The sequence below is a fragment of the Pseudomonas sp. B2021 genome, assembly GCF_018135665.1.
In the GTDB taxonomy this organism is placed as follows: Bacteria; Pseudomonadota; Gammaproteobacteria; order Pseudomonadales; family Pseudomonadaceae; genus Aquipseudomonas; species Aquipseudomonas lactis.
In genome coordinates this window covers 2,138,416-2,162,436 of sequence record NZ_SMOF01000001.1, presented here as the reverse complement: position 1 = coordinate 2,162,436, position 24,021 = coordinate 2,138,416, and the positions used below count along the sequence as shown (strand labels likewise).

Here is a 24,021-nt window from a genome sequence, read left to right as displayed (position 1 = left end):
CTGCGGTAACGGCCACTTAGGGTTCCGCCCTGACGGCGGCTCACTTTGCAAAAGCCGGGATGCCGGCCCAGGCCAAAGTAAGCAAAACGCTCTTGCCCCACCACTCGGCACCTCGCCTAGGCTCGGTGTGCCCGTACGCAGGCTTGAATCCGTGGGCCGCCGCCACGCGCCATCCATGGCGCGGGGCGGCTAACCCGGCGTCCTGCCGGGTTACCCACGAATTCAAGCCTGCGTTCCGCCAGCGTGGTTTAACGGGGCGCCTGAGATCAAAAGCAGAGCAAGATCAAGAGCGACTCGCTTCGCATCATGGTTACCGTTGACGGCTACAACTAAAAAGTTGTGTAGATACCTATGTGCATCGCAGGCAAGCCAGCTCCCACATTTGTTCGGTGTGCATCCAATAAAAAACGGCCTCTGATGAGGCCGTTTTGTTATTTCCAATCCCACATCATGTACGCATCCCACGCCCACTCACCAGCAACCGCGCACAGCCGATATACAAGACGATGGTGGCAACGATCATAAAAGTGATCGCCACACTGATCTTGATATCCGACACGCCCAGAATACCGTAGCGGAAGGCGTTGACCATGTGCAGCACCGGATTGGCCAGGGATACCGTCTGCCAGAACGGCGGCAACAAGGTGATGGAGTAAAACACCCCGCCCAGGTAGGTCAGCGGCGTCAGCACGAAGGTCGGGATAATGGAAATATCATCGAAGTTGCGTGCAAATACGGCGTTGATAAAGCCCAGCAGCGAGAAGATCGTCGCCGTCAGCACGACCACCAGAATGGTGACCCCAAGGTGATGCACCTGCAGATGGGTAAAGAACAGCGACAGCAGCGTCACGATCACCCCCACCATCAGCCCACGCAACACGCCGCCCAAGGTGTAGCCGATCAGGATGGTGTGCGGTGACACCGGCGAGACCATCAGTTCTTCGATGGAGCGCTGGAACTTGCTGCCAAAGAAACTCGACACTACGTTGCCGTAGGAGTTGGTGATCACCGACATCATGATCAGGCCCGGCACGATGTACTCCATGTAGGTGAAACCACCCATGTCGCCGATCTGCCGGCCGATCAGGTTACCGAAGATCACGAAGTACAGGACCATGGTGATCGCCGGTGGCAGCAGGGTCTGCGGCCAGATCCGGGTAAAGCGCTTCACTTCGCGATAGACGATGGTTTGCAGCGCGACAAGGTTGGGTTGCAGTTCGGAACTCATACCGCCACCTTCGCCAGATTTTTCTCCACCAGGGACACGAACAACTCCTCAAGGCGATTGGTTTTATTACGCAGGCTCAGCACTTCGATGTTCTGAGTCGCCAACTGGGTGAACAACGCGGTGATGCCCATGGCTTTATCCACCTGCACCTCCAGGGTGTGGCTGTCCACCAGCCGGCTCGGGTAGCCGAGCAACTGCGGGGCCAGCGACAGATTGTTCTTCAGGTCGAGCAGGAAGGTTTCCACATGCAACTGGCCCAGCAGGTTGCGCATGCTGGTGTTCTCGACAATGGTGCCGTGGTCGATGATGCCGATGTTGCGGCACAACTGCTCAGCCTCTTCCAGGTAATGGGTGGTGAGGATGATGGTGATGCCCTTCTCGTTCAGTTCGGTGAGGAAGGTCCACATCGAGCGGCGCAGTTCGATGTCCACGCCGGCGGTGGGTTCGTCGAGGATCAACAGGCGCGGCTCGTGCACTAGGGCGCGGGCGATCATCAGGCGGCGCTTCATGCCACCGGACAGCGAGCGCGAAGGCACGTCACGCTTGTCCCAAAGGCCCAGTTGGGTCAGGTACTGCTCGGCGCGTTCCTTGGCGACTTTCGCCGGAATGCCGTAGTAGCCAGCCTGGGTCACGACAATATCGAAGGTCTTTTCGAACTGGTTGAAATTGAATTCCTGGGGCACCACGCCAATGGAGCGCTTGAGCGCCGCCGGCGATTTGTCCAGGTCATGCCCGAAGATATTCACCGTGCCGCTGGTCTTGTTGACCAGGGTGGAGAGAATGCCGATGGTGGTGGATTTGCCGGCACCGTTGGGGCCGAGCAAGGCGAAGAAGTCACCTTCGGCAACGTCCAGATCGATACCACTCAGGGCCTGGAAACCGTTGCCGTAGGTTTTGGTTAGCTGCCGGATGGACAGAGCGGAACTCATATGGAAGTACGCACCAAAGAAGGGAATAGAAAGAATAGATGAAGGCACACCCCAGGTAGTTCAACCTGCGATGCAGTGCGAGCATGGTGCGTGCCCATGCCGCACAAGTACAGTCACCCGTATTAATAGTGTGTATTAAGTCAACGCGGTCATCACCGCCTTGCGGTAGGCCGGGCGCTGTTGCAAACGCTGGTACCAGGCCTCCAGATTCGGCATTGCCGGGCGTTCGATGGGCATCTCGAACCAGGCGTAGATGAAGCAGCCCAAGGGAATATCGCCCATGCCGAACGCCTGACCGGACAGGTAGGGTTGCTCGGCGAGGGCTTGTTCGACGGTTTTGAGCGCGTCGATACAGGCTTGGCGCCCGGCATTGATGCTGTCCCAGTTTTGCTGGTCAGCCGGGGTGCGCACGATGCCCCAGAACACCGCTTTGAACGGATCGGCGAGCGTGGAAGTGGTCCAGTCCATCCACTTTTCGGCGTTGGCCCGGGCTTGCAAGTCGCTGGGGTAAAAGTCCGATGCCTGCTTGGCGCACAGGTAACGCACGATGGTGTTGGATTCCCACAGCACAAAGTCGCCATCTTCGATCACCGGCACCCGGCCATTGGGGTTCATGGCCCGGTATTGCGGGGTATCGACCACACCAAAAGCCCCGCCCGCATCAATTGCTTCATAGTCCAGGCCGAGTTCCTCGGCGCACCACAGTGCTTTCCTGACGTTTGATGAATTTTTACGACCCCAGATCTTCAGCATGACCGCGCCTTATCGTTGATGAACATGGCTTGATGAAGGCAGCAGCATACGCCGGTTCAGCCGCGGCTTAAATCGCCCTGCATATCACCGAGCAAGGTGGGCGCATCGTCGCCAAACAAGTGCGGGTAACACTGGCGGATATGCGCGAAGAAAAATGCTTCGGGCACGTCAGCAAACTGCCCATGGTCCACCACGTACTCCATCGAACGCTGGCCCTGGCGATTGAACGCGTGGAACACGCTGTCGTGCAGCCCATCGAATTCCAGCGGCGGCACGTCGAACACTTCGCACAGTTGCTGATTGAACGCCGGAGTGGCCTTGACCCAGCGGCCGTTCAGGTAAAGCTCGGTATAACCGTGCATGGCGAACACGTCACTTTTGAGCAGGGCGAGCAGCCGCGGTGTGGACAGGTGGTTGCGTACGTCCGCCAAACCAATGCGCGCAGGGATACCACAGTGACGTGCGCAAGCTGCCAGCAACGTGGCTTTGGGCACACAGTAGCTTTCGCCAGCCGCCAGGGCGAAGCTGGCGTTCAAGGTGTTAGGGTCACGGCTGAAGGTATAGGGGTTGTAGCGAATGGCCTCACGCACCGCGTAGTAAAGACTGACTGCCTGGTCACTTAAATCCGGGCGGGTTCCGCGATGTTTCTCGGCGAACTCCACCACCACAGGGTGGTCACTATCGATGAAGCGGCTGGGACTCAAGTACGTATTCATGAGCTTGATCTCCGAGGGGAGCCTGGAGTTTAACCACCAGGCCTGCCCGAGAGATAACGACGATTCGGCCAAATGCCGGCGCCGGCTGATGGGTTGCCCAGTACACCTTGTTACACCCTGATCACCCGGCTTGTTCGGATGCCGACTAAGCTCCCTGGTGGTTTCGCCCCTGGTTCACGGAGGATTGAATATGCTGTTGTTGTGGATACTGGTGCTGGTGGTCGGCATTGCCTACCTGGCACACCGCCGTACTGCCCCCCTGCCCGCCCTGGGCGTGGTCGCCGTCTACCTGCTGGCGATGGGCGCCTGGAGCCACGCACCGGGTTGGCTGCTGCTGATCTTCTGGGTGCTCCTGGCCGTGGTGGCCGCGCCCTTGTTGCTGCCTGACCTGCGCCGCCAATACTTCACCAAGCCGCTGTTCAGCTGGTTCCAGAAAGTGCTGCCGCCGATGTCCGAGACCGAGCGCGATGCGATCGATGCCGGCACCGTCTGGTGGGACGGCGAACTGTTCAGTGGCCGCCCCGACTGGGACAAATTGTTGGCCTACCCCAAGGCGCAATTGACCGAGGAAGAGCAGGCATTCATCGACGGCCCCACCGAAGAACTCTGCGCCATGGTCAGCGACTGGGAAATCGGCCAGGCCATGGACCTGCCGCCGCAAGCCTGGGAACACATCAAGACCCATGGTTTCTTCGCCCTGATCATTCCCAAGGAGTACGGCGGCAAAGGCTTCTGCGCCTATGCCCACTCCCAGGTTGCCATGAAGCTCGCGACCCGCAGCGGTGACCTGGCCTCCACCGTGATGGTTCCCAACTCCCTGGGCCCCGCCGAACTGCTGCTGCACTACGGCACCGAGGAACAACGCAACCACTACCTGCCGCGCCTGGCCCGTGGCGACGACATCCCGTGCTTCGCCCTCACCGGCCCGCTGGCCGGCTCCGATGCGGGCGCCATGCCCGACACCGGCGTGATCTGCAAAGGCGAATGGGAAGGCAAGGAAACCCTCGGCCTGCGCCTGAACTGGGAAAAGCGCTACATCACCCTAGGCCCGGTCGCGACCTTGCTCGGCCTGGCCTTCAAGGCCCATGACCCGGACCACCTGCTGGGCGAAGAAGAAGACCTGGGCATCAGCCTCGCGTTGATTCCTACCGACACCCCTGGCGTGGAAATCGGCCGTCGGCACCTGCCGCTCGGCGCCGCCTTCATGAACGGCCCCAACTCCGGCAAGGATGTGTTCATCCCGCTGGAGTACCTGATCGGTGGCCAGGAAATGCTCGGCAAGGGCTGGATGATGCTGATGAACTGCCTGTCGGTCGGCCGTTCGATCTCGCTGCCCGCCGTCGGCACCGGCGCCGCCAAGTTCACCAGCCTGGTGACCGGGCAATATGCCCAGGTGCGCGAACAGTTCAACGTACCGCTGTCGGCCTTCGAAGGCATTCAGGAAGCCCTGGCGCGCATCGGTGGCAACGCCTGGCTGATGGACAGCGCGCGCATGCTCACCGCCAACGCCGTGGACCTGGGCGAGAAGCCGTCGGTGCTGTCGGCGATCCTCAAGTACCACCTGACCGAGCGCGGCCGCGAGTGCATCAGCCACGCCATGGATGTGCACGGCGGCAAAGGCATCATCATGGGGCCCAACAACTACCTGGGCCGCAACTGGCAGGGCGCACCGATCTTCATCACCGTGGAAGGCGCCAATATCCTTTCGCGTAACCTGATGATCTTCGGCCAGGGCGCGATTCGTTGCCATCCCTTCGTGCTCAAGGAAATGGCCCTGGCCGGTCGCGAAGACCATGACCAGGCGTTGAAGGAATTCGATGGCCTGCTGATGCAACACATCGGCTTTGCCGTGAGCAATGCCGCCAGCACCCTGGTGCTGAACCTGGGCTTGGGGCACTTCGAAAAAGCCCCGGGCAACCGGTTGAGCCAGGGCTACTTCCGTGCCCTGAACCGCCAGGCGGCTGCGTTTGCCCTGCTGGCGGACCTGAGCATGATGTTGCTGGGTGGCGAGCTCAAGCGCCGCGAACGCCTGTCCGCTCGCCTGGGTGATGTGCTGAGCCACATGTACCTGGCCTCGGCGGCGCTCAAGCGTTACCACGACCTGGACTCGCCGGACCACCTGGAGCCGCTGTTTGCCTGGGCCATGGAAGAAAGCCTGGGTGAATCGGAACGCGCACTGGATGAGCTGCTGAGCAACTTCCCGAACAAGGTGCTGGGCTGTCTGTTGCGGGTGATCGTGTTCCCATTCGGGCGTCGTCATACCGGGCCGTCCGACGCTCTGGATGCCGAAGTGGCAGCCGTGATCGGCCGCGCCAAAGGCGACCCGACCTTGGAAGAGTTGCTGGCCGGCTGTTATCGCCCGCAATCGGCAGAAGATCCCGTGGGCGCCCTGCAACATGCCTACGACCTGCTCGGTGCCAGCCACCCCTTGCAGAAAAAACTCCACAGCGCGCTCAAAAGCGGCCAGGTCAAGCCGGTGGCCGGCGAGCACGCCATCGACGCGGCCTTGCAGGCCGGCGTGCTGCAACCGGCCGAGGCGCAAACCCTGCGCGATGCCGAGGCGGCGCGACGCAAGGTGATCGACGTGGATGATTTCAGCAAGGAAGAGCTGATGCAGGCAGAGGGTAAAGTCCGCTGAGTCGAGCGGTCATATAAAAACGGGCGCGAGAGGCTTATACTCTCGCGCCCGTTTTTGCTTTAGAGGCCTTATCTCGTGTCCAACGTCGTTGCCGATCATCTCGTCTTGCTCGACCACTTGCGCAGCATCCTGGTTGCCGTCGGCGAAGCCGAACAGGTCCCCGAGGAAAGCCACTCGCTGTTCCTGGAGCGTTTCGACGAACTGCGCGCCCTGTTGCCAATCGACCCGATCGAAAGCCAGTACCTGGGCCAGGACCTGATGAGCCAGGTCATCCTGCGCTACCCGCAAATCGCCCACCTGGTGCCCCGCGACCTGCTGTGGTTCTTTGGCGGCGACTGCCTGCACTTCATGCCCGACGAAGAACTGGACCTGTACCAGGCCCTGGAAGAACGTCGCTATGAAGCCGAACAGAACGACGAACCGTTCGACTGGAACCAGGAAAAACAACTGCTGGCCATGCCTCAGGACCAGAGCAAGCACTGACAACTATGCTCGTTCCCACGCTCTGCGTGGGAACCTATCCTGTGACGCTCTGCGTCACCCGCGCACAGGCATAAAGGCAGGACGCGGAGCGTCCAAGGTGGCATTCCCACGCAGAGCGTGGGAACGAGCAAACAGAACGACGAACCGTTCGACTGGAACCAGGAAAAACAACTGCTGGCGATGCCTCAGGACCAGAGCAAACACTGACAACTATGCTCGTTCCCACGCTCTGCGTGGGAACCTATCCTGTGGCGCTCTGCGTCACCCGCGCACAGGCATAAAGGCAGGACGCGGAGCGTCCAAGGTGGCATTCCCACGCAGAGCGTGGGAACGAGCAACCGCGTTCCTACCGTCGGCGCAGCGTGGGCTCCCTGGCCATGCACTCCACCAGATAATCGATAAACACCCGCAACTTCGGCGGCAGGTACCGTGTGGGCGAATGCAGCAACCACGCCTCGCCATGGTACGAGGCAATAAAATCCCACCCCGGCAACACCTGCACCAAATCCCCCGCTTCCAACGCGTGCCGCGCGGTGAAATACGGCAAGCTAGCAATCCCGACATGCTGCAACGCCGCCTCCAGTCGCACCCCGGTGTGGTTCGCCGCATACCGGCCGCGTACGCCGACCGTTACCGCCTTGCCAGCCTGGCGAAACTTCCAGCGTGAATCTGCCGGTGTTTCACCCAGATAAATGCAACTGTGCCCGAGCAGATCATGGGGATGGCTCGGTGTACCGTGCTCGGCCAGGTACTGCGGCGTCGCGCACAGCAAATGTTCGATGGGCAACAGCTGGCGCCCGACCAAGCCTGGCGGTGGGCTGTCGGTGATGCGGATGCTCAAGTCGACGTTGTCGTCGATCAAATCCACATGTCTATCTTCCAGGATCAACTGCACATCCACCTTGGGATAGCGCCGCAAGAATTCCGGCATATGCGGGTGCACCACAAATCTCCCCACCGCCTTGGGCACACTGACCCGCACCAGGCCCTCGGCTTCATGGGTAAATTGCCCACTGACTTCCATAACGGAGCGCGCAGCATTGACCATCTCCTGGCAACGCTTGAACACCTCCTCGCCGCCCTCGCTCAGGCGCAGCTTGCGCGTGGTGCGTTGCAGCAGGCGTGTGGCCAGGGCTTTTTCCAGGCGCGAGATGCTGCGGCTCACCGCCGAAGGTGAAACGCTGAGTTGCCGCGCCGCTTCGGAGAAGCTGCCGGTTTCCACGACCTTGACGAAAATCGCCATTTCACCCAACAACGGCAAAGGAAGATTGATGCTCATGACGCACAGGTCCATTGATAATTGAGCGGATTATCACTCATCTGCGCACTATTTATACTGCCCACAGAACCCTGATGCGGATGTAGATAATGACCGAGCGCCTGTTTTTTACCCACGACCACCTGACGGCCGAGTTGGAAGTGCTCAGTTGCACCCCGTACGAAGAGCAATTCGCCGTGATTGTGCAATCGACGATTTTCCATCCCCAAGGCGGTGGCCAGCCGTTCGACACCGGATGGCTCGGCGACACCCAGGTGCTGCGAGTCATGCAGCAAGCCGAACAGGTGGTGCACTACGTCGACCGCCCCCTGGAACCAGGACCCGCCATTGCGCGAGTCGACGCACAGCGTCGCGCCTTGCATACGCGCCTGCATTCGGCGGGGCACTTGATTGGCAATGCTGGCGAACGCCTCGGCTGGATGCCGATCAAGGCGCATCATTGGCCGGGCGAAGGCAAGATCACCTTTATCCGTGGCCAGGCCGCGCAAGACATGGATGCGCAGACGCTCCAGCAGTGGCTCAACACATGGATCGCCGCCGACTATCCCCGCCACATGACACTGGAAGACGGCACCCGCGAAGTCGGCTTCGGCGAATTACCCGCTTACGCCTGTGGCGGCACGCATGTTCAAACGTTGAGCGAACTGGGCCAGGTAACGATCTTGGCGTTGTCCGAGAAAAAAGGCGCGCTCTCGGTGCGCTATGAAATCAATGTGGGAGGAGGCTTGCCTTAATGCCATTCAGTTAAGCTCAGTTCCCTGTGGGAGCTGGCTTGCCTGCGAAAGCGTTAGTGCAGTAGCAGATGCAGTGACTGACACACCGCTATCGGGGGCAAGCCCCCCTCCCACATTGGATCGCCCCAGAGAAACAGGCTACACGGCAATAGCCCCCGCCCTGCTCGGCTCAACCACGAACGACTTCAACGTCGACACCGTCGCCGCCGGGTCACACGGGTCGCTGATCGCACGAAAATTCGTCTGCATGGTGCTGGCCGCCAACTCCACCGACACATAGCCACGCTGACGGCTGTCGAAGAACTTCACATGGGGGTTGAGCGGCATGATCTTCATGAACGCGTCATAGGGCGGGCCGTCGGAGGTGACCGACGAGCCGACAAACTCGGTGGCGACCACCGCCGAGTCTGGCCTGTCGGCGTCGGCATGCAGGTCGGTGGCCCAGAACGAATGAATATCCCCACCCCAGAACACCGGGTTCTTCAGCCGGTTACGCACGATCGACGCCAGCATCCGGGAGCGGTTGGCCATGTAGCCATCCCAGCCATCGGTCCAGCGGCCAAGCTTGTGGTTGGTGAGGTCACGCTGCATCAGCGGCGCCACCAGCAAATCCTGGGCGATGATATTCCACTGCGCCCTAGACTGGGCAAACCCCTGGTCCAGCCAAGACTCTTGCTGCCAGCCGAGCAACGTGCGGCCAGGGTCACGCAGGTCGCTGCAAGGGGTGGTGACAATATGCCCTTGGTGGCTGCCATTGGCCGCGATGCACGGTTGCTCGGAACGGTACTGGCGACCGTCGAGCACATGGAAACGCGCAAGCCGGCCGTAATCCAGGCGCCGGTAGATGCGCATATCCGCCCCCTTTGGCACGCTGCTGGCACGCAGGGGCATGTGTTCGTAAAACGCCTGGTACGCCGCGGCCCGTTGCTTGAGAAACTGCGCCACCGCCACCTTCGGGTCCTGGGACCAGCGGTTGGCGTAGTCATTCTGTACTTCGTGGTCGTCCCAGGTCACGACGCTGGGGGCCGCGGCGTGAAGGGCCTGCAGGTCTGGATCAGTCTTGTACAGCGCGTAGCGGTTGCGGTAATCGCTCAGGCTTTGTGCGTTGCCACTGCCGTGAGAGCGAAACACCTTGCCCGACTCCGCCGCATAGGAACTGTCGTAAATATAATCACCGAGAAAAAACACCAGGTCCGGCTGCTCGGCGGCAAGGTGTCGGTAGGCGCTGAAGTAACCGCGCTCCCAGTGCGAGCAGGACACGAACCCCAGCCGGGCCGTGGCCATCGCCTGCAGCGGCGGCATCGTGCGCGACTGCCCCACCGGGCTCTGCGCGCCGAGCCCTTCAAACTGGTACCAATACGGCCGATCCGCCGCCAGCCCCGCCACTTCGACATGCACGGCGTGAGCAAAACGCGGCGTCGCCAGTACTTCGCCCTGCTTCACAATGCGCGTCATCGCCGCATCGCTGGCCACCCGCCAACGCACCGGCACCGTGCGGCTCAAGCCGCCACGGCCATCCGCCGCATTGAACAACGGCGCCAGGCGCGTCCAGATCACAAAGCCATCTGGCAGCGGGTCGCCGGACGCCACGCCAAGGGGGAACGGATAATCCACCCCGGCACTGCGCGCAAACGGGCTGAGAATAGAAAACGCCGTGGCGACCGCCAGCCCGCCGAGGACCCGGCGCCGGCCGTGGTCGACTTCGCCGCTCACAGGCAGCGCTCCCAGTCGTCACGCACGGTGGCAAACCCGAGCATGTCCTCATACACGCCGTTCTTTAAAAACGCCTGGCGCATGCAGCCCTCATAGCGCAGGCCGATCTTCTCCATGACCCGCGCCGACTCCTTGTTGCGCGCGAAACACTGGCTGCCCACGCGCTGCAACCCTAGCGCCTCGAAGCCGAAGTCCATCACCGCACTCGCCGCTTCAGCCGCATACCCCTGGTTACGGCAGTGCGCCGCCACCCAGCCACCCAAGTGCCCATAGCGATGGCGAGCATTGATGCGCAGGCTGACCATGCCGACCAATTCATCGGTGCCGCGCACATGCATCCCCAGATTCAGCAGCTCACCGGTGCGGTACTTGTCAGCGATCCCGGCAATAAAATCCTGCGCGGTTTCCAAGGTGTAGGGCGCTGGAATGTTCGCCGTGTTGTCGGCAATTTTCGGCCCGTTGGCAAGCGTGAAAAGCACCTGCGCCTGGTGCATTTGCAGGGCGCGCAACAACAGTCGCGGGGTCGTCAATTGAGGCAATGCAGTAGGCATGGAGGCCGGCTCTCAAGATAAATTTCTCAAGCATGGATGCCCCGAGTGTCAGTTTCATTACGCCCGAAAACTGACCGGTAAGTTTTCTGAAAGACGCGTCCTAGAGCCTCTAAACGGTCAATTAAAGTTAACCAATCGGTCATTTTTGGCTGTTAGCGTTTTGCCCCTAATTCAATGACGGGGTAACGGAATGAGAACCTGGGACGAACCCAAGAAACGCAAGGCGCACATCGAGCTGATCCCGATGATCGACGTGATGATGTTCCTCCTGGTGTTTTTCGTACTGGTGAGCCTGAACGTGATTCCCGCGCTCGGCATGAAGACCCAATTGCCCAGCGCCAGCAGCTCGCAACAGCTCAAGCCGCAGAACAAATTCATCCTCACTTTGGGCCTGGAAGGCCAGTTGCAACTGGACGGCAAGGACGTGACGGTGGATGCCCTGGTGCCGGCGCTGAAGGCTGCCGAAAAGCCCGATACCAAGTCGACGATCATCGTCAACAGCGACAAAGGCGTGGAGGTTTCGCGCCTGGTGGAAGTGATGGACACCCTGCGCCTGGGTGGCTTCACCTCCGTGTCCATCGCCACGCGTAAGTCCTGATCATGTACGTTCTGTTTCGTGCGCGTCAGCTGCTGGGCAGTGTCCCGGCCCTGATCGCCCTGGTGCTGATTGCACTGGGTATCCAGTCCCAGACGTTGAAAGTCGAGCCGGTGTATGACGAGTCGGCGGTCGAATTGGCCTTGGTCGAGCCGGAACCGGAGGTCATACCGGAACCGGTGGTGGAGCAAGAACCGCCACCGCCGGTGATCGAAGAGGAAGAGGCCGAGCCTGCTCCCCCGCCGCCACCGCCCAAGCCGCTGCCAAAACCCGAACCCAAGCCCAAGCCAAAACCTGTGCCCAAGCCTGCGCCCGTGGTCGCCAAGCCATCGCCGACACCGCCACCGGTGGCCGCCAAACCAGCCCCGGCTCCGGTGGCCCAAGCGGCACCTACACCCGCCCCACCGGCGCCACCGAAAGTCGATGGCCAGGCCCTGGAAAGCGGTTATCTCAAAGGCTTGCGCAACGAACTGGACACCTACAAGCAGTACCCCACCGGGCGTCAGGCGTCCCTCGAACGCCCGAGCGGCGAAGTGGTGGTGTGGTTGCTGGTAGACCGCCAAGGCCGGGTACTCGACTCAGGGTTACAAACTCAGGCCTCGAGCATGTTGCTCAACCGGGCAGCCACCAACAGCTTGCGTCGCATCAAGCAAGTCAAACCGTTCCCCGAGCAAGCCTTCGGGGGGCGCAATGAGCAGCGCTTCACCGCCACCTTCAACTACAGCGTGCAATAAGCACCCGACACCAGGACGACAGTGATGAAGTTCACCCGTATTCATCTGGCACTTGTGGCCGCGACCAGCATGACCCAGGGAATGGTCATGGCAGAGACCAGCGACGTCGGCACCATTGGGGTACAAGGCAAGGCGACCGCCGGGGGCGGTTACATGGTGCCGGAGGAAAGCATCAAGGGCCGCTCCACGGTGACCAAGGAAGCACTGGATAAACAGGCGGCCACCGGCAATGCCATCGACAAGCTCAAGTACACCCCGGGCTTGAACATCTCCAGCGAAGACAACACCGGCTTGTCGGGCTTTCGCTTCACCATGCGCGGCATGAACTCCGACCAGGTGGGCATGTCGGTGGACGGCATGCCGATCAATGATTCGGGCAACTACGCGCTGTATTCCAACCTGCTGGGCGACCCGGAAAACATCGACCAGATCTTCGTTACCCAAGGCGCTTCGGAGTCCGACGGCCCGCACATTGGTTCCAGCGGCGGCAACATTGGCATCGTGACCATTCGCCCGACCAAGGAAACCGGCGCCTTCGTCAAACAGGTCGTCGGCAGCAATGCCACACGCAAGACCTTTGCCCGCCTCAATACCGGCGAAATCAACGGCTTGAGCAACTGGCTGTCGGTGTCCCATACCGAAGGAGAGATGTGGCGCGGTTCGGGCGCGGTACGCGCGGACAAGGTGGAGTGGAACAGCTTTTTCGACGCTGGCAATGGCAACACCGCCAACCTGATCCTCAAGTACCACGAGCAGGACAACAACAGTTACAGCCAGTTGACCAAGGCGCAGTTCCAGCAATATGGCCGCAAGTACGACCCTTATCCGGCAACACCCAGCGTGGGCAGCAACGGCAAGTACAACAGCTATTACGCCCTGGCGCAGAACCCGTTCCAGACGTTCACCGCCGTGCTCAACACCCAGTTCAAACTGGCCGATAACCTCGCGCTGTCGGTGATCCCGTATTACTACTGGGGCAATGGCAGCGGCGTCGGTTCATCCAGCTATGCCCTCAACCGTGGCTCCAACCAGGGCGGTGTGTTCGACCTCGGCAACCTGCCCACCGCCGCCCAATACAACGCCGACGGCACACCCAACAGCGGCGTGTACTACCGCCCTTCACGTACGCAAACCTGGCGTCCGGGTATCACCACCAAGCTGACCTGGGACCTGGGCGACCACAGCCTGCAATTCGGTTACTGGTACGAGCGCGCACGCCAGAGCCAGACCCAGCCGTTCATTCCGCTCAAGAGCAACGGCAAGCCGGTGGACACCTGGCCGGATTCCAACAGCGCCATCGTCGATGCCAACGGCAACACCGTGCAGGGTCGCGACCGTTTCACCGTGACGCCTGCGCAAAAGGTCTGGGCCCAGGACACCTGGTACATCAACCCGGACTGGACCTTCATCGCAGGCCTGGCCTACATGAACGTCGAGCGTGAAGGCACCAACCACGGCAGCCTCAACGAACGCCCGGAAAAACGTAACCAGACCTACAACAAACTGCTGCCCAACGCCGGCCTCAAATACCAGCTGGACGAGCGTGACCAGTTGTTCTACAGCCTGTCGCGCAACATGCGCGTGCCGCAGAACTACGTGCTCTACGACAAAGGCGCCGGTTCGATCGACGCCGAACCGGAAACCAGCTGGAACCATGAACTGGGCTGGCGCTACAGCGGCGACGACATGAACCTGGCCGCCACCCTGTTCTACATGGACTTCAAGAACCGCCAGGTGTCGTCCCGGGACATCAACGGTGACTTTGCCGACATCAACGCCGGCTCCGTGGTCAACAAAGGGCTGGAGCTGGAGTGGAGCGGCCAGTTGCCCCACCACTTCAATTACTACACCTCCTACACCTACACCAAGGCCGAGCAGCAGGATGACCTGACCGTCTACAACGCCGGCAAACCCATCGTGCTGCCCACCAGTGGCAAGCAGTTCGCCAACGTGCCCAAGAACATGCTGGCGGCCAACATCGGGTATGACGACGGTCGCTTCTACGGCACCTTCGGCGGCAAGTACACCAGCAAGCTCTACGGTGACCTGACCAACGACGAGGCGATTTCCGGCCGCACCGTGTTCAACCTCGGCGCCGGTATTTACCTGCCGGTGGACAAGAAGGTGGTCAAGGACGCGACCCTGCGCCTGAACGTCGACAACCTGTTCGACAAGAAATACCTGGACGGCGTGTACACCACCAAGACCAACGCGGCCAGCTACAGCGGTTTCCGCGATGGCGACCCGGCATACATCGTCGGCCTGGACCGTACCGTCACGGTTTCGCTGGAAGCGAATTTCTAAGACTCACCTCAAGAGGAACACCATCATGGATATGAACCTGCTCCACGACGTCACCTTCTATGTGATGTACGCGGCGATGGCCATTGCGATCTTCATCGCCATCGAACGCGGTATCTACTTCGCCTACGTACGCCGCCAGGCTCGCGCATTGATCGACGCCCTGGGCGCCAACGTACACAGCGAGCGCGACCTGCCGGAAAACCTGACCCGTCGCGACAGCCTGCCGCTGAACATGATCTTGCCGGTGCTGGCCCAGAAGGCAACCCACGGTTCGCGCAAAGACTTGGACGACGAAATCGATACCCAGTACCTGAAGACCCGCGCCCCACTGACCCGCAGCCTGTGGATCATCGAGACCATCACCACCGCCGCCCCGCTGCTGGGCCTGCTGGGTACCATTCTCGGCATCATAGACACCTTCAAGGCGCTGGCCACCGCGGGCGTGTCGGACCCAGGGCAGATTTCCGGTGGTATCGGGACGGCCCTGTTTGCCACGGGATTAGGTATCGCCATCGCGCTGTTTTGCGTGGTGTTTCACAACTTTTTCCAGGACAGCCTGGAGCGCATCAACGACCAGTTGAAGATCCTGTTGATCCGCGCCGCCACCGGCGCCCGCGCACAGGATGAAGTGCCCCATCGCGTGCCCACCCCGCTGCACAGCCGCACGGCCTGACCTGCAGGGCGGGCGCCTTGGGCGCTCGCCTTTTCCTTTGGTGCGATGAGACGCTTATGTCCCTTTCGATAAAGTTGCGTATCGCCGGCCTGACCGGCTTGCTCCTCAGTCCGTTGGCCCAGGCGGACTTTTCCATTCCAGGCTTTGAACTGGTGCACACCGTGCCCGTGGACACCGCCCTTAGCACCGACGATTTACGCCAGCCCGGCCCGGTATGGATCGAGCTGTTCGACGGCGCCAAAAGCCGCATTGATATCGGCCAGTTCTACGCCGCGGACCACCCAGGTTCGGTGATGAACAAGGTGCTTGATCACCTGGAAGCCGCCGGCAAACGCGGCGTGAAGATTCGTTTCCTGCTCGAAGAAAAAGGCATCAAGCTGTCGGACGCCGCCACCCTGGAACGCTTGCGCGCCATTCCCAACCTGACCTTACGCGTGCTGCCTTACGGGCAACTGAGCGGCGGAATCATCCACGCCAAGTACCTGCTGGTGGATGGCAAGCAAGCGTTTGTCGGCAGTCAGAATTTCGACTGGCGCGCCCTGGAACACATCCACGAAACCGGGCTGCGGATCACTGACGAAACGGTGGCGGGCCAGGTGCAGGCGATCTTCGAGCAAGACTGGCAAGCTCAGGCCGCGCTGGCGGGGAAACACCCGGTGCCGCTACCCGCCAGCGGCCAGGCACCTGCACGTACCGGCAACTACTTGGTGGCCAGCCCGCAACGCTACAACCCGCCCGGCGTGGGCGACTCACAGCTGGAACTGCCGCGCCTGCTGGGCGAAGCCAAAAAAGAAGTGCGCGTGCAATTGCTCGACTACGCGCCGCTGTCCTACGGACCGGATCGCACCCGGCCGTACTACGCCGTGATCGACAACGCCGTGCGCGCCGCCGCTGCCCGTGGCGTGTCGATCAAGCTGATGGTGTCCAACTGGAACACCGACCCACTGGAGCTGCCTTATCTCAAGAGCCTGGCGGTGCTGCCTAATGTCGAGATCAAGATCGTCACCCTGCCCGAAGCCAAGCAAGGCTTTATCCCTTATGCGCGGGTGATCCACAGTAAAACCATGGAGGTCGACGGCCAGGTGGCGTGGGTTGGCACCAGCAATTGGTTGGGCGGCTACCTGGATAATTCGCGCAATCTGGAGGTGGTGATGCGCAGTGAGGCGATGGCCAAGCGCGTAGGCCAGTTGCATGAACAGCTGTGGGATGGGCCCTATGCCAAAGCGCTGGATGTGTCGGCCGACTATGCGCCTCCCCACCCAGGTACGCGGTAAGTGACGGCGCGCAGGCACGGCGTTGTGTTTTCCTGATTGGCCGCTAGTCTTAGCATTTTCCGGCTGCAGCTTTAGCGGTGCTGCGTCCGGAGTCCACTTGCCACGAGACCACAGCCATGAAAACCGCTTTGCTTCGCACCACTTGTACGCTGCTTATGCTTATCTCCCTCGCAGCTTGCATCAACAGCCGTCAGCCCATCACGCTGGTCACCCTCGCCGACGGCACCCGCGGTTTGAAGAGCGCGGTTGATATTGGCCCTCCTGGCCCTTCCCAGGGCGATCTGTTCGTGTTCGACCAACCACTGATGGATCAGGACCGCCGTGATATCGGCAGCAACAGTGGCTACTGTGTCAGCACACGGCCAGGCGTTCACAGCCAATGCCAATGGACGTTACTGTTCTTCGGCTCAGGTGGCGCTGTTACAGGTACCGTGGTAGTCGCCGGCCAGGAACTGGAAGCCGGAAAATCCGTGGTCGCCGTCGTCGGCAGCACAGGCACCTATGCCGGTTCCACCGGCGAAATGAGCTCCGAACCCAACCCCGATGGTACCTTCACTCAGACCTTGTATTTGGTTCGGCCCTAACTCTGAAAAAGCCAGCGACTAATGAACGGTGCGTTTATTAAAGTAGGATTTTTCCTTGTTCAAGGTCTCCCCTACTGTTCCTTTGCAGTGTTAGTGTGTGAAATTGTTTCTGACATAACGATCAGAATATTTCCTACATTCACTTTGCAAAGGAATGCCTTTAACCATGCACTTTCCACTGAAAAAACTGGTGGCTGCCACCTTGTTCGCCGCGAGCCTGTCGGCAGTTGCCACTCCCGCATCCGCTAACATCACCGCAGACCAAAGCGCAGCCATCTTGAAGCAGTTCAGCGAGACCTCGGTCACCGATTTTCGCAGTTTCCTCGGCACCCTGGCTAAGGGCGAGTTCGGCAAATCGGCTGACACCGGCACTGCTATCAGCGCGTTTCTGGGCAACAAAACCCTGAGCGCCGAGCAGCAGAACGAGATCAATCGCCTGCTGGGCATTTACACCCGCGTTAAATATGGCAAAGCCGCGCTCGAAACCCTGCGTGAACTGGTGGAGATCCCTACGTTTAACGTAGACGGCCTGCCGCAATACAATAACCCGGAATTCCTCAAGATCGCCGCGAAGATCGAGGCCCTGGCCAAGTCCTTCAACCTGAACTTCCGTAACGTCGATAACCGCGTCTACGAAATCTCCCTGGAAGGCAGCGGTGATGAAGTCGTGGGGGTGCATGCTCACGCCGACGTGGTGCCGGTCACCCCGGAAAACTGGGTGCTGCAAGACGGCACCAAACTCGACCCGTTCAAGGTCACGCTGATCGGCGACCGCATGTATGGCCGCGGTACCGAGGATGACAAGAACGGCATCGTGGTGACGATGTACGCCATGAAGGTGATCAAGGAAGAAAAGCTGCCACTGGCGCGCACGTTCAAGCTGCTGGTGGACACCACCGAAGAAACTTCCGGTGAGGCTATTCCTTACTATTTCGAGCGCAATCCCGTGCCGCAATACAACCTGGCGCTGGATGGCGGTTACCCGGTGGTGATTGCCGAGAAAGGCTCGGGGACGGTCATGGCCACCTTCCCGGTGCGCAAAGGCGAAGGCAAAGGCGCAGAGATCATCGCGATGACCGGCGGCAAGGCGAACAACCAGATCCCATCGGCCTCGGTGGCCACGCTGGTCAGCGATACACCCGCCGAATTGGCCGCCAGCCTGCAACAGGCCGGTGCCGACTATGCCAAGCGCAACGGTGGCAATTTTCAGGTGACGGCCAAGGTCGATGGCAAGGACGTCAAACTCACGGTGACCGGCGTGTCCGCGCACTCCTCCGAGCCCGAAACCGGAGTCAACCCGGTGGCGCGCATGCTGGAGTTGATCCATAGCCTGGATGGCAAGGTCGCCCTCAAGCACAACCACATCACCGACGCCGCGCGGTATGCCGCCGACAACTGGGGCCTGGATTACCTGGGCGGCAAATTGGGTGTGGGCTACGCGGATGATTTCATGGGCCCGCTGACCACCTCGCTGACGTTTGTGGGCCAAGATGACAAAGCCTTCAAACTGGCAGTGAACCTGCGCGCGCCGAAAGGTAAAACCCCTGATTCACTCAAGGCGCAGATTGAGCAGAAGCTCACTGCCTGGAACCAGGATGCCAAGGTCAAGGTGAACTTCACGTACTCGCTCGACACGCCGATGTACCGCAACCCTGAAGGCGAGTGGGTCAAGGCCTTGTTGGCGGTGGCCACGGAAAACCTAGGGATGGCACACAAGTTCGGCACTTCAGCCGGCGCAACCTCCGTGCATGACCTGCCCAACGGCGTGCAATTCGGCCTGGCGCGCCCGGAAGAGAAGTACACCGGGCACACAGACAGCGAGTTCAAGACGGTTGAGCAGTTCTTGCTGGACCTGCAGATCGTCACCGAAATGATGGGCCGCGTCGGGCAGTTGCCGAAGCTCTGACGCAGCTGGAGCCCCGGCGAGGCTGCGATGGCGGCGGCACAGGCAGAATCTTCAGCGCCTGACCCACCGCTTTCGCAGCCTCGCTAAAGCTCGACAGCTCCCACAGGGGATCGGTTGTGTGGGCGAGATCTCGCTTTGCAGGGCAATCGAGATAAGCGCAATTCTCGGCAACAATGGCAGGCTCTTCAGCCTTGCAACATCAGCATGTCTTCAAAGAACCCACCGACCGGCTCGGTGGGATGGCACAACTGGATCTCCAATACCCAGGCCATTTCACTCGGAGATATCTCCAGGTCAGCCAACTCTTTGCTCTCGAACAATGCGTGGGGAAAATCCGCAAGGCGGTGCCCCGCCAGGTTGCGCGCCAGCCTCCAGCCCTTTGACGCAGCGCTCTGCTCGGCGAAGTCGTAGAGTTCACGCCCGGTCAGGCCACGCAGCCAAGCTTGGCGTGTTTCATCGAACACTTCGTGCAAGGCCGTTGTACAGGCCTGATGCAACGGCGCATCGCCAAACACAAACGTATCGCCATAGTCCCCTTCGTAGCCATCCCACACCGGGCCAAGATCGACCACGGCAATATCATTAGCGCCCAGCCTGCGCTGGCGATCTATGCCCTCTCGCGGTGGGCGAACAGTGTCGGCGCCAAAACGAATGTAGGTCGGATGCCAGGTGTGCGAAGCGCCCATGGCCTGCAGTTGCCGGGCAGCCATCTCAAGGGCTTCGCCGGCGGTCATGCCGACCTTCAACTGGCTGGCAATCGCCGCCAGGGCACGTATGGATTTTTCCCGCGCCGCCAGCATGCCGTCCAAGGAATAACGCGGGCCGACTTTCTCCCAGACCGGGTCAAATCGCGGGGAGGCTGTTTCAGCACCTGACCGACCGCTGGCGACAAACGCCTCCGCAATAAACCGGTGACTCGGCAACCCCGCTTCAAGGCAATGGGCCCGCACCTGGCTGAGCATTGCACCGTTGCCGCACGCATAAACCTGGGCCTGTTCCCAGTGATGCCCATGACTCATTGCAACCTCTTGCACTCTGCCCTCGGATGACCGCACGCAATGCCAGCGAAAACGAGGATGCTCAAGCATCAGGTGGTCGAGAAATGCGCTGTCATAAAAATCCACCGATTGCGCGCCGCCCCAGTACAACGTCACGTCGACATCGCGCTTGAGCGCGGTCAGCAGGATAGGCTTGATGCCCGCATAACCAGTGCCCGTGGCGAATAACACCACAGGCGCCGCATCATCGTCCTGCCAGGTACAGGCACCAAACGGCCCTTCCACGTGCAGACGCTCACCCACGACGAGACCACCCAGGATCCCCTCGGAAAAGTACCCGCCACTCACCCGGCGAATCTGGAAGACCAACCGCCCTTCATCATCGGCGGGCAGGTTGGCAACCGAAAAGCAGCGCGTGTCACCGTCCGCCAGGCGGAACTTGAGGTATTGGCCAGCCCGCACCGCCACTGGGGTTTCGGGCGTCAATATCAACTCGATCACATCGGGCCCCAGCGCACGCTTGCTGTGCACTTGCGCCGCCACTACCAGCGCGGGCGTATCCAGCGACCAGCCGGGAATATGCAGGCGCATGTCGCCACAGGCGTGGCTCTGGCATAACAACATCTCATTGGCTGCCAAAGGATAAGAAGGCTGCGGCGCGCCCGGCGCCAGGCGCTTGGCCCGGTACGCACCTTCAGCGACCACTACCTTGCACGAACCGCAGGCGCCACGGCGACAAGAGAACGGCACGGCCAGGCCACTGGCGAGCATGGCGTCGAGCAAGAGTTCGTCGCCCGCTTCAAAGGTTTTCCCCGAGGGAGAGAGTTCGATGACATGACGTGTATTCATAAAGACCTCGGGATGAGTGAGACCTGATTGTTGCGCTAGACTAGGCCCATTAAAACCTCCAGATTTGGATACTTCAGATGGTCCAGATGCGTAAATGGCGCCCCTTGCTGCGGCTTGAAGAAGGCGCCGGCCAGGCGTCCTACCGCAAGATTGCCGAAGGCTTGGTCAATGCCATCCTCGAGGGCCGCCTGCCACCTGGAACATTGCTGCCAGGCACGCGGGAAATGGCGCAGTTGCTCAACGTCAACCGCAAGACGGTGATCCTGGCTTACGAAGAAGCCATGACCAAGGGCTGGCTGGTCAGCGAGCCGCGCCGTGGCACCTTCGTCAATGCGCAGCTGACACCCAAGCAACTGCCCGGCGTTACCCAACCGTCTTTCGCGCCGCCGTTGCTGGAGCAACCACGGGTACCCTATTTCACCCATAACGCCCAAGTGGTCGCGCTTGAGCATCGCCACGACGCGCTGTTTTTCGACAACGGCACCAGCGACCACCGCCTGCTGCCCCAAGCCGTTTTGCACCGTTACTATCGCCATGCATTGCGCAACAGCTTCGCCTCCAATACCGTGCGCTACGGCAGCGAAGGCACCGGCTATCACTTGCGCTGCGCCCTGGCCGAGATGCTGCGCAACAACCGTGGGCTGACGGTCACTGCCGAAAATATCTGCCTGACCCAGGGCACCCAGATGTCCCTGTACCTGAGTGCCAGCCTACTGCTCAAGCCTGGCGACGTGGTACTGGTGGAGCGCCTGAGCTACCCGCCAGCGTGGGAAATTTTCCGCAAGCTCGGCGCGCAGTTGGTCACGGTCGACATCGACGATGAAGGTTGCCGCACCGATCAGGTCGAGCGCTTATGCCGTGAGCACAAGGTGCGCATGATTTACCTCACACCCCATCACCAGTTTCCCACCACCGTGAGCTTGCACGCTGCACGCCGGCAGCACTTGCTGACGTTGGCCGCGCTGCATGACTTCTGCATTATCGAAGAGGACTACGACCACGAATATCATTTCAGTGGCCGCCCTTACCTACCACTGGCCAGTGACCGCGCCCAACGCCATGTGCTGTACATCGGCTCGTTGTCCAAGGTGCTAGGCTCGACGTTCCGCTGCAGTTATATCGTCGCGCCCACCTCTGTGATTGAAGCCCTGCAGCGCAATGCCGCGCTGATGCTGGGCGATGCCGATGCGGTCGCTCAAGCCATGCTGGCAGACCTGATCAATGACGGGGAGTTGAAAAAGCACTTGCGCCGCGTGTCGAAAGAATATCGGGCGCGCCGCACCGTATTGCGAGACTGCCTGGACCAGGCGTTTGGCGCTCGCATACAGGTGCGCGAGCCCGAGGGGGGCTTGGCGTTATGGGTACGTTTCGAGGAAGAAATAGACGTCGATAAGTTGGCAAACGCCGCACTGGACCACGGCGTCGTGGTGCGCAGCGGTCGTCAGTTTTCACCCAACGACCAGCCGGTAAACGCGCTGCGCCTGGGCTTTGCCTCTCTCGACCGGGACGAAATCCAGCAAGCCACGCAGCGCCTGGCCCAGGCGATGAACACCGTGGGCAGGCGCTGAAAAACTTACCCAGCAGTGCCCAGGAAAGGCAGCGCCAGGTACAACTTGATCACCACGGCGTTTGCGATATCGATGAAGAACGCGCCCACCATCGGCACCACCAAAAACGCGATCTGCGAAGGCCCAAAGCGCTGCGTCACCGCCTGCATATTGGCAATCGCCGTGGGCGTTGCACCAAGCCCGAAACCGCAATGGCCTGCCGCCAGCACCGCCGCATCATAGTTGCGTCCCATCACCCGGAACGTCACGAAAATCGCGAACAGCGCCATCAGCAATGCCTGCGCGGCCAGCAGAATGACGATCGGCAAGGCGAGTGCCGCCAGGTCCCAGAGCTTGAGCGACATCAGCGCCATCGCCAGGAACAGCGACAAACTGACATTGCCCAGCACCGAGACTTCGCGCTCGAACACCTGATGCCAGCCGAGCATCGACAGCCCATTGCGCAGTACGACACCCACGAACAGTACACACACGAACGTCGGCAATTCGAAAGCGGTGCCTTGGATGGCGGCATTCAGCAAGTTGCCGCCCTGTAGGCTGATCGCGACCAATGCCAGGGTCTCGATAAACGAAAACGCCGTGATCAGGCGCTCTTCATTCGGTTGTTCAAACCCCTTGGCCAGGCTCGACTGCGGTTGCCCAATACCTGGCACCTCGACCCGCTTGATCAGAAAACGCGCCACGGGCCCACCGATCAGGCCGCCGAGCACCAGGCCAAAGGTCGCCGACGCGATCGCCAATTCAGACGCCGAAGCCACGCCATACTGCTCACTGAACACCGCCCCCCAGGCCGCGCCGGTGCCATGCCCACCGGACAAGGTCACCGAACCCGCCAGCAAGCCCATCAATGGGTCAAGCCCGAGTGCCGACGCCAACGCGATACCCATGGCGTTTTGCACCACCAGCAAGCCCGTTACCACCAGCAAAAACACCGCCAGGATACGTCCGCCTTTCTTCAGGCTGGCAAAATCGGCGTTCAAACCGATCGTGGCAAAGAACGCCAGCATCAACGGGGTTTGCAATGAAGGATCGAAGCGTACTTCGATATCGGCAAACCCGCGCAACGCCAGGAGCAGCATGGCGACCAACAGGCCACCGGCTACCGGTTCAGGAATATTGTAAGTACGCAAAAAGCCGATACGGGCCACAAGCCCGCGTCCCAGCAATAGCACCAGTGAAGCGGCAACGAGGGTTGAATAAAAATCGAGTTGAAGCATCCGGTCAGTTCTCTGAAGTGGGCAGGGAGAATGGGTGGCCAGAGTAGAGAACACAGGGCGAAAAGGCATCGACCCTACAAAAATCAAAGACTTTCCCTACAAGCCTCACAATAATAACCTACAACTGAGCTGCACCTCCCCATAGGGATAAGTATCGATACAACTCTATAAGCCGAAGTACCCGACGGTAACCACGATGCGAAGCGAGCCGCTTTTGATCTTGATCTTAAGCGCCCCGTTAAACCACGCTGGCCGGAATTCGACAGGGATTTGGGGGGTAAACCGGCAGGGATGC

The 24,021-nt window shown here is 60.6% G+C and carries 20 protein-coding genes and 1 pseudogene; 12 read left to right on the top strand and 9 right to left on the bottom strand.

Annotated features, from left to right (window positions below; translation table 11 throughout):
• Positions 1–448: 448 nt before the first annotated feature.
• The 4 genes from E1K68_RS09850 to E1K68_RS09835 all read right to left on the bottom strand — a co-directional run bounded on the left by E1K68_RS09850 (position 449) and on the right by E1K68_RS09835 (position 3,626).
• Complete coding sequence (locus tag E1K68_RS09850; protein WP_003190115.1) at positions 449–1,228, bottom strand: ABC transporter permease; 780 nt, start codon at positions 1,226–1,228, stop codon at positions 449–451.
• Positions 1,225–2,157: an ABC transporter ATP-binding protein gene (locus E1K68_RS09845; protein WP_003190114.1), complete on the bottom strand. Its 933-nt coding sequence runs from the start codon at positions 2,155–2,157 to the stop codon at positions 1,225–1,227. Before E1K68_RS09845 ends, E1K68_RS09850 begins: the two co-directional genes overlap by 4 nt.
• A gap of 135 nt (positions 2,158–2,292) precedes the next feature.
• The gene (locus tag E1K68_RS09840; protein ID WP_003190113.1) at positions 2,293–2,910 is read right to left on the bottom strand and encodes a glutathione S-transferase; all 618 of its coding nucleotides are present in this window, start codon (positions 2,908–2,910) and stop codon (positions 2,293–2,295) included.
• A 56-nt stretch (positions 2,911–2,966) separates the two neighbouring features.
• Complete coding sequence (locus E1K68_RS09835) at positions 2,967–3,626, bottom strand: transglutaminase family protein (protein ID WP_003190111.1); 660 nt, start codon at positions 3,624–3,626, stop codon at positions 2,967–2,969.
• Positions 3,627–3,816: 190 nt separating this feature from the next.
• Here E1K68_RS09835 and E1K68_RS09830 point away from each other — a divergent pair, with 190 nt between their 5' ends.
• The 3 genes and pseudogenes from E1K68_RS09830 to E1K68_RS09820 form a co-directional block, all read left to right on the top strand.
• Positions 3,817–6,264: an acyl-CoA dehydrogenase gene (locus E1K68_RS09830; protein WP_212614014.1), complete on the top strand. Its 2,448-nt coding sequence runs from the start codon at positions 3,817–3,819 to the stop codon at positions 6,262–6,264.
• Between the two features lie 75 nt (positions 6,265–6,339).
• Positions 6,340–6,747 (top strand): PA2817 family protein, encoded by a 408-nt coding sequence (locus E1K68_RS09825; protein ID WP_003190109.1) that lies wholly within the window; start codon positions 6,340–6,342, stop codon positions 6,745–6,747.
• Between the two features lie 126 nt (positions 6,748–6,873).
• Positions 6,874–6,954 (top strand): annotated as a pseudogene (locus E1K68_RS09820) (PA2817 family protein); the annotation flags it as partial.
• Positions 6,955–7,093: 139 nt separating this feature from the next.
• Here E1K68_RS09820 and E1K68_RS09815 read toward each other — a convergent pair.
• Positions 7,094–8,026 carry a LysR family transcriptional regulator gene (locus E1K68_RS09815; protein ID WP_192001925.1) on the bottom strand — a complete coding sequence of 311 codons (933 nt, stop codon included), beginning with the start codon at positions 8,024–8,026 and terminating at the stop codon, positions 7,094–7,096.
• An 89-nt stretch (positions 8,027–8,115) separates the two neighbouring features.
• Here E1K68_RS09815 and E1K68_RS09810 point away from each other — a divergent pair, with 89 nt between their 5' ends.
• Positions 8,116–8,760, top strand: a complete 645-nt coding sequence (locus E1K68_RS09810; protein ID WP_057711569.1) for a hypothetical protein — start codon at positions 8,116–8,118, stop codon at positions 8,758–8,760.
• Between the two features lie 138 nt (positions 8,761–8,898).
• Here E1K68_RS09810 and E1K68_RS09805 read toward each other — a convergent pair whose 3' ends face one another.
• Together E1K68_RS09805 and E1K68_RS09800 are read right to left on the bottom strand one after the other, a co-directional pair.
• On the bottom strand, positions 8,899–10,473 hold the full coding sequence (locus tag E1K68_RS09805) for an alkaline phosphatase D family protein (RefSeq protein ID WP_212614013.1): 1,575 nt from the start codon (positions 10,471–10,473) through the stop codon (positions 8,899–8,901).
• Positions 10,470–11,024, bottom strand: a complete 555-nt coding sequence (locus E1K68_RS09800; protein ID WP_034135200.1) for a GNAT family protein — start codon at positions 11,022–11,024, stop codon at positions 10,470–10,472. Before E1K68_RS09800 ends, E1K68_RS09805 begins: the two co-directional genes overlap by 4 nt.
• Positions 11,025–11,214: 190 nt before the next feature.
• Here E1K68_RS09800 and E1K68_RS09795 point away from each other — a divergent pair, with 190 nt between their 5' ends.
• From E1K68_RS09795 to E1K68_RS09765, 7 genes are all read left to right on the top strand, one after another.
• Positions 11,215–11,622 carry a biopolymer transporter ExbD gene (locus E1K68_RS09795; RefSeq protein WP_034135199.1) on the top strand — a complete coding sequence of 136 codons (408 nt, stop codon included), beginning with the start codon at positions 11,215–11,217 and terminating at the stop codon, positions 11,620–11,622.
• 2 nt (positions 11,623–11,624) lie between these two features.
• Entirely contained in the window at positions 11,625–12,353 is a 729-nt protein-coding gene (locus E1K68_RS09790; RefSeq protein ID WP_003190100.1) for an energy transducer TonB, read from the top strand.
• Between the two features lie 24 nt (positions 12,354–12,377).
• The gene (locus E1K68_RS09785) at positions 12,378–14,657 is read left to right on the top strand and encodes a TonB-dependent receptor (RefSeq protein ID WP_003190098.1); all 2,280 of its coding nucleotides are present in this window, start codon (positions 12,378–12,380) and stop codon (positions 14,655–14,657) included.
• A gap of 25 nt (positions 14,658–14,682) precedes the next feature.
• Entirely contained in the window at positions 14,683–15,330 is a 648-nt protein-coding gene (locus tag E1K68_RS09780) for a MotA/TolQ/ExbB proton channel family protein (protein ID WP_212614012.1), read from the top strand.
• A gap of 56 nt (positions 15,331–15,386) precedes the next feature.
• On the top strand, positions 15,387–16,604 hold the full coding sequence (locus E1K68_RS09775) for a phospholipase D-like domain-containing protein (protein WP_003190093.1): 1,218 nt from the start codon (positions 15,387–15,389) through the stop codon (positions 16,602–16,604).
• 116 nt (positions 16,605–16,720) lie between these two features.
• Positions 16,721–17,188, top strand: coding sequence for a hypothetical protein (locus tag E1K68_RS09770; protein ID WP_003190091.1), 468 nt, complete (start codon positions 16,721–16,723; stop codon positions 17,186–17,188).
• A 166-nt stretch (positions 17,189–17,354) separates the two neighbouring features.
• Positions 17,355–19,094, top strand: a complete 1,740-nt coding sequence (locus tag E1K68_RS09765) for a dipeptidase (RefSeq protein WP_003190089.1) — start codon at positions 17,355–17,357, stop codon at positions 19,092–19,094.
• 185 nt (positions 19,095–19,279) lie between these two features.
• Here E1K68_RS09765 and E1K68_RS09760 read toward each other — a convergent pair whose 3' ends face one another.
• A complete protein-coding gene (locus E1K68_RS09760; protein WP_212614011.1) occupies positions 19,280–20,941 on the bottom strand; it encodes a M24 family metallopeptidase in 1,662 nt (553 codons plus the stop codon).
• 77 nt (positions 20,942–21,018) lie between these two features.
• Between E1K68_RS09760 and E1K68_RS09755 the strand changes: the two genes are divergently transcribed.
• Positions 21,019–22,509 carry a PLP-dependent aminotransferase family protein gene (locus tag E1K68_RS09755; RefSeq protein WP_212614010.1) on the top strand — a complete coding sequence of 497 codons (1,491 nt, stop codon included), beginning with the start codon at positions 21,019–21,021 and terminating at the stop codon, positions 22,507–22,509.
• A gap of 5 nt (positions 22,510–22,514) precedes the next feature.
• Here E1K68_RS09755 and gltS read toward each other — a convergent pair whose 3' ends face one another.
• Positions 22,515–23,726: a sodium/glutamate symporter gene (gltS, locus tag E1K68_RS09750; protein ID WP_003190086.1), complete on the bottom strand. Its 1,212-nt coding sequence runs from the start codon at positions 23,724–23,726 to the stop codon at positions 22,515–22,517.
• Positions 23,727–24,021 lie beyond the last annotated feature (295 nt).

What these genes read in the sequence shown, in the direction of transcription:
- E1K68_RS09765 (WP_003190089.1), top strand. Translation starts at nt 17,355, where the DNA reads ATGCACTTTCCACTGAAAAAACTGGTGGCTGCCACCTTGTTCGCCGCG.
- E1K68_RS09835 (WP_003190111.1), bottom strand. Translation starts at nt 3,626, where the DNA reads ATGAATACGTACTTGAGTCCCAGCCGCTTCATCGATAGTGACCACCCT.
- E1K68_RS09780 (WP_212614012.1), top strand. Translation starts at nt 14,683, where the DNA reads ATGGATATGAACCTGCTCCACGACGTCACCTTCTATGTGATGTACGCG.
- E1K68_RS09790 (WP_003190100.1), top strand. Translation starts at nt 11,625, where the DNA reads ATGTACGTTCTGTTTCGTGCGCGTCAGCTGCTGGGCAGTGTCCCGGCC.
- E1K68_RS09830 (WP_212614014.1), top strand. Translation starts at nt 3,817, where the DNA reads ATGCTGTTGTTGTGGATACTGGTGCTGGTGGTCGGCATTGCCTACCTG.
- E1K68_RS09840 (WP_003190113.1), bottom strand. Translation starts at nt 2,910, where the DNA reads ATGCTGAAGATCTGGGGTCGTAAAAATTCATCAAACGTCAGGAAAGCA.
- E1K68_RS09785 (WP_003190098.1), top strand. Translation starts at nt 12,378, where the DNA reads ATGAAGTTCACCCGTATTCATCTGGCACTTGTGGCCGCGACCAGCATG.
- E1K68_RS09815 (WP_192001925.1), bottom strand. Translation starts at nt 8,026, where the DNA reads ATGAGCATCAATCTTCCTTTGCCGTTGTTGGGTGAAATGGCGATTTTC.
- E1K68_RS09850 (WP_003190115.1), bottom strand. Translation starts at nt 1,228, where the DNA reads ATGAGTTCCGAACTGCAACCCAACCTTGTCGCGCTGCAAACCATCGTC.
- E1K68_RS09845 (WP_003190114.1), bottom strand. Translation starts at nt 2,157, where the DNA reads ATGAGTTCCGCTCTGTCCATCCGGCAGCTAACCAAAACCTACGGCAAC.
- E1K68_RS09800 (WP_034135200.1), bottom strand. Translation starts at nt 11,024, where the DNA reads ATGCCTACTGCATTGCCTCAATTGACGACCCCGCGACTGTTGTTGCGC.
- E1K68_RS09775 (WP_003190093.1), top strand. Translation starts at nt 15,387, where the DNA reads ATGTCCCTTTCGATAAAGTTGCGTATCGCCGGCCTGACCGGCTTGCTC.
- E1K68_RS09760 (WP_212614011.1), bottom strand. Translation starts at nt 20,941, where the DNA reads ATGAATACACGTCATGTCATCGAACTCTCTCCCTCGGGGAAAACCTTT.
- E1K68_RS09755 (WP_212614010.1), top strand. Translation starts at nt 21,019, where the DNA reads ATGGTCCAGATGCGTAAATGGCGCCCCTTGCTGCGGCTTGAAGAAGGC.
- E1K68_RS09795 (WP_034135199.1), top strand. Translation starts at nt 11,215, where the DNA reads ATGAGAACCTGGGACGAACCCAAGAAACGCAAGGCGCACATCGAGCTG.
- gltS (WP_003190086.1), bottom strand. Translation starts at nt 23,726, where the DNA reads ATGCTTCAACTCGATTTTTATTCAACCCTCGTTGCCGCTTCACTGGTG.
- E1K68_RS09810 (WP_057711569.1), top strand. Translation starts at nt 8,116, where the DNA reads ATGACCGAGCGCCTGTTTTTTACCCACGACCACCTGACGGCCGAGTTG.
- E1K68_RS09770 (WP_003190091.1), top strand. Translation starts at nt 16,721, where the DNA reads ATGAAAACCGCTTTGCTTCGCACCACTTGTACGCTGCTTATGCTTATC.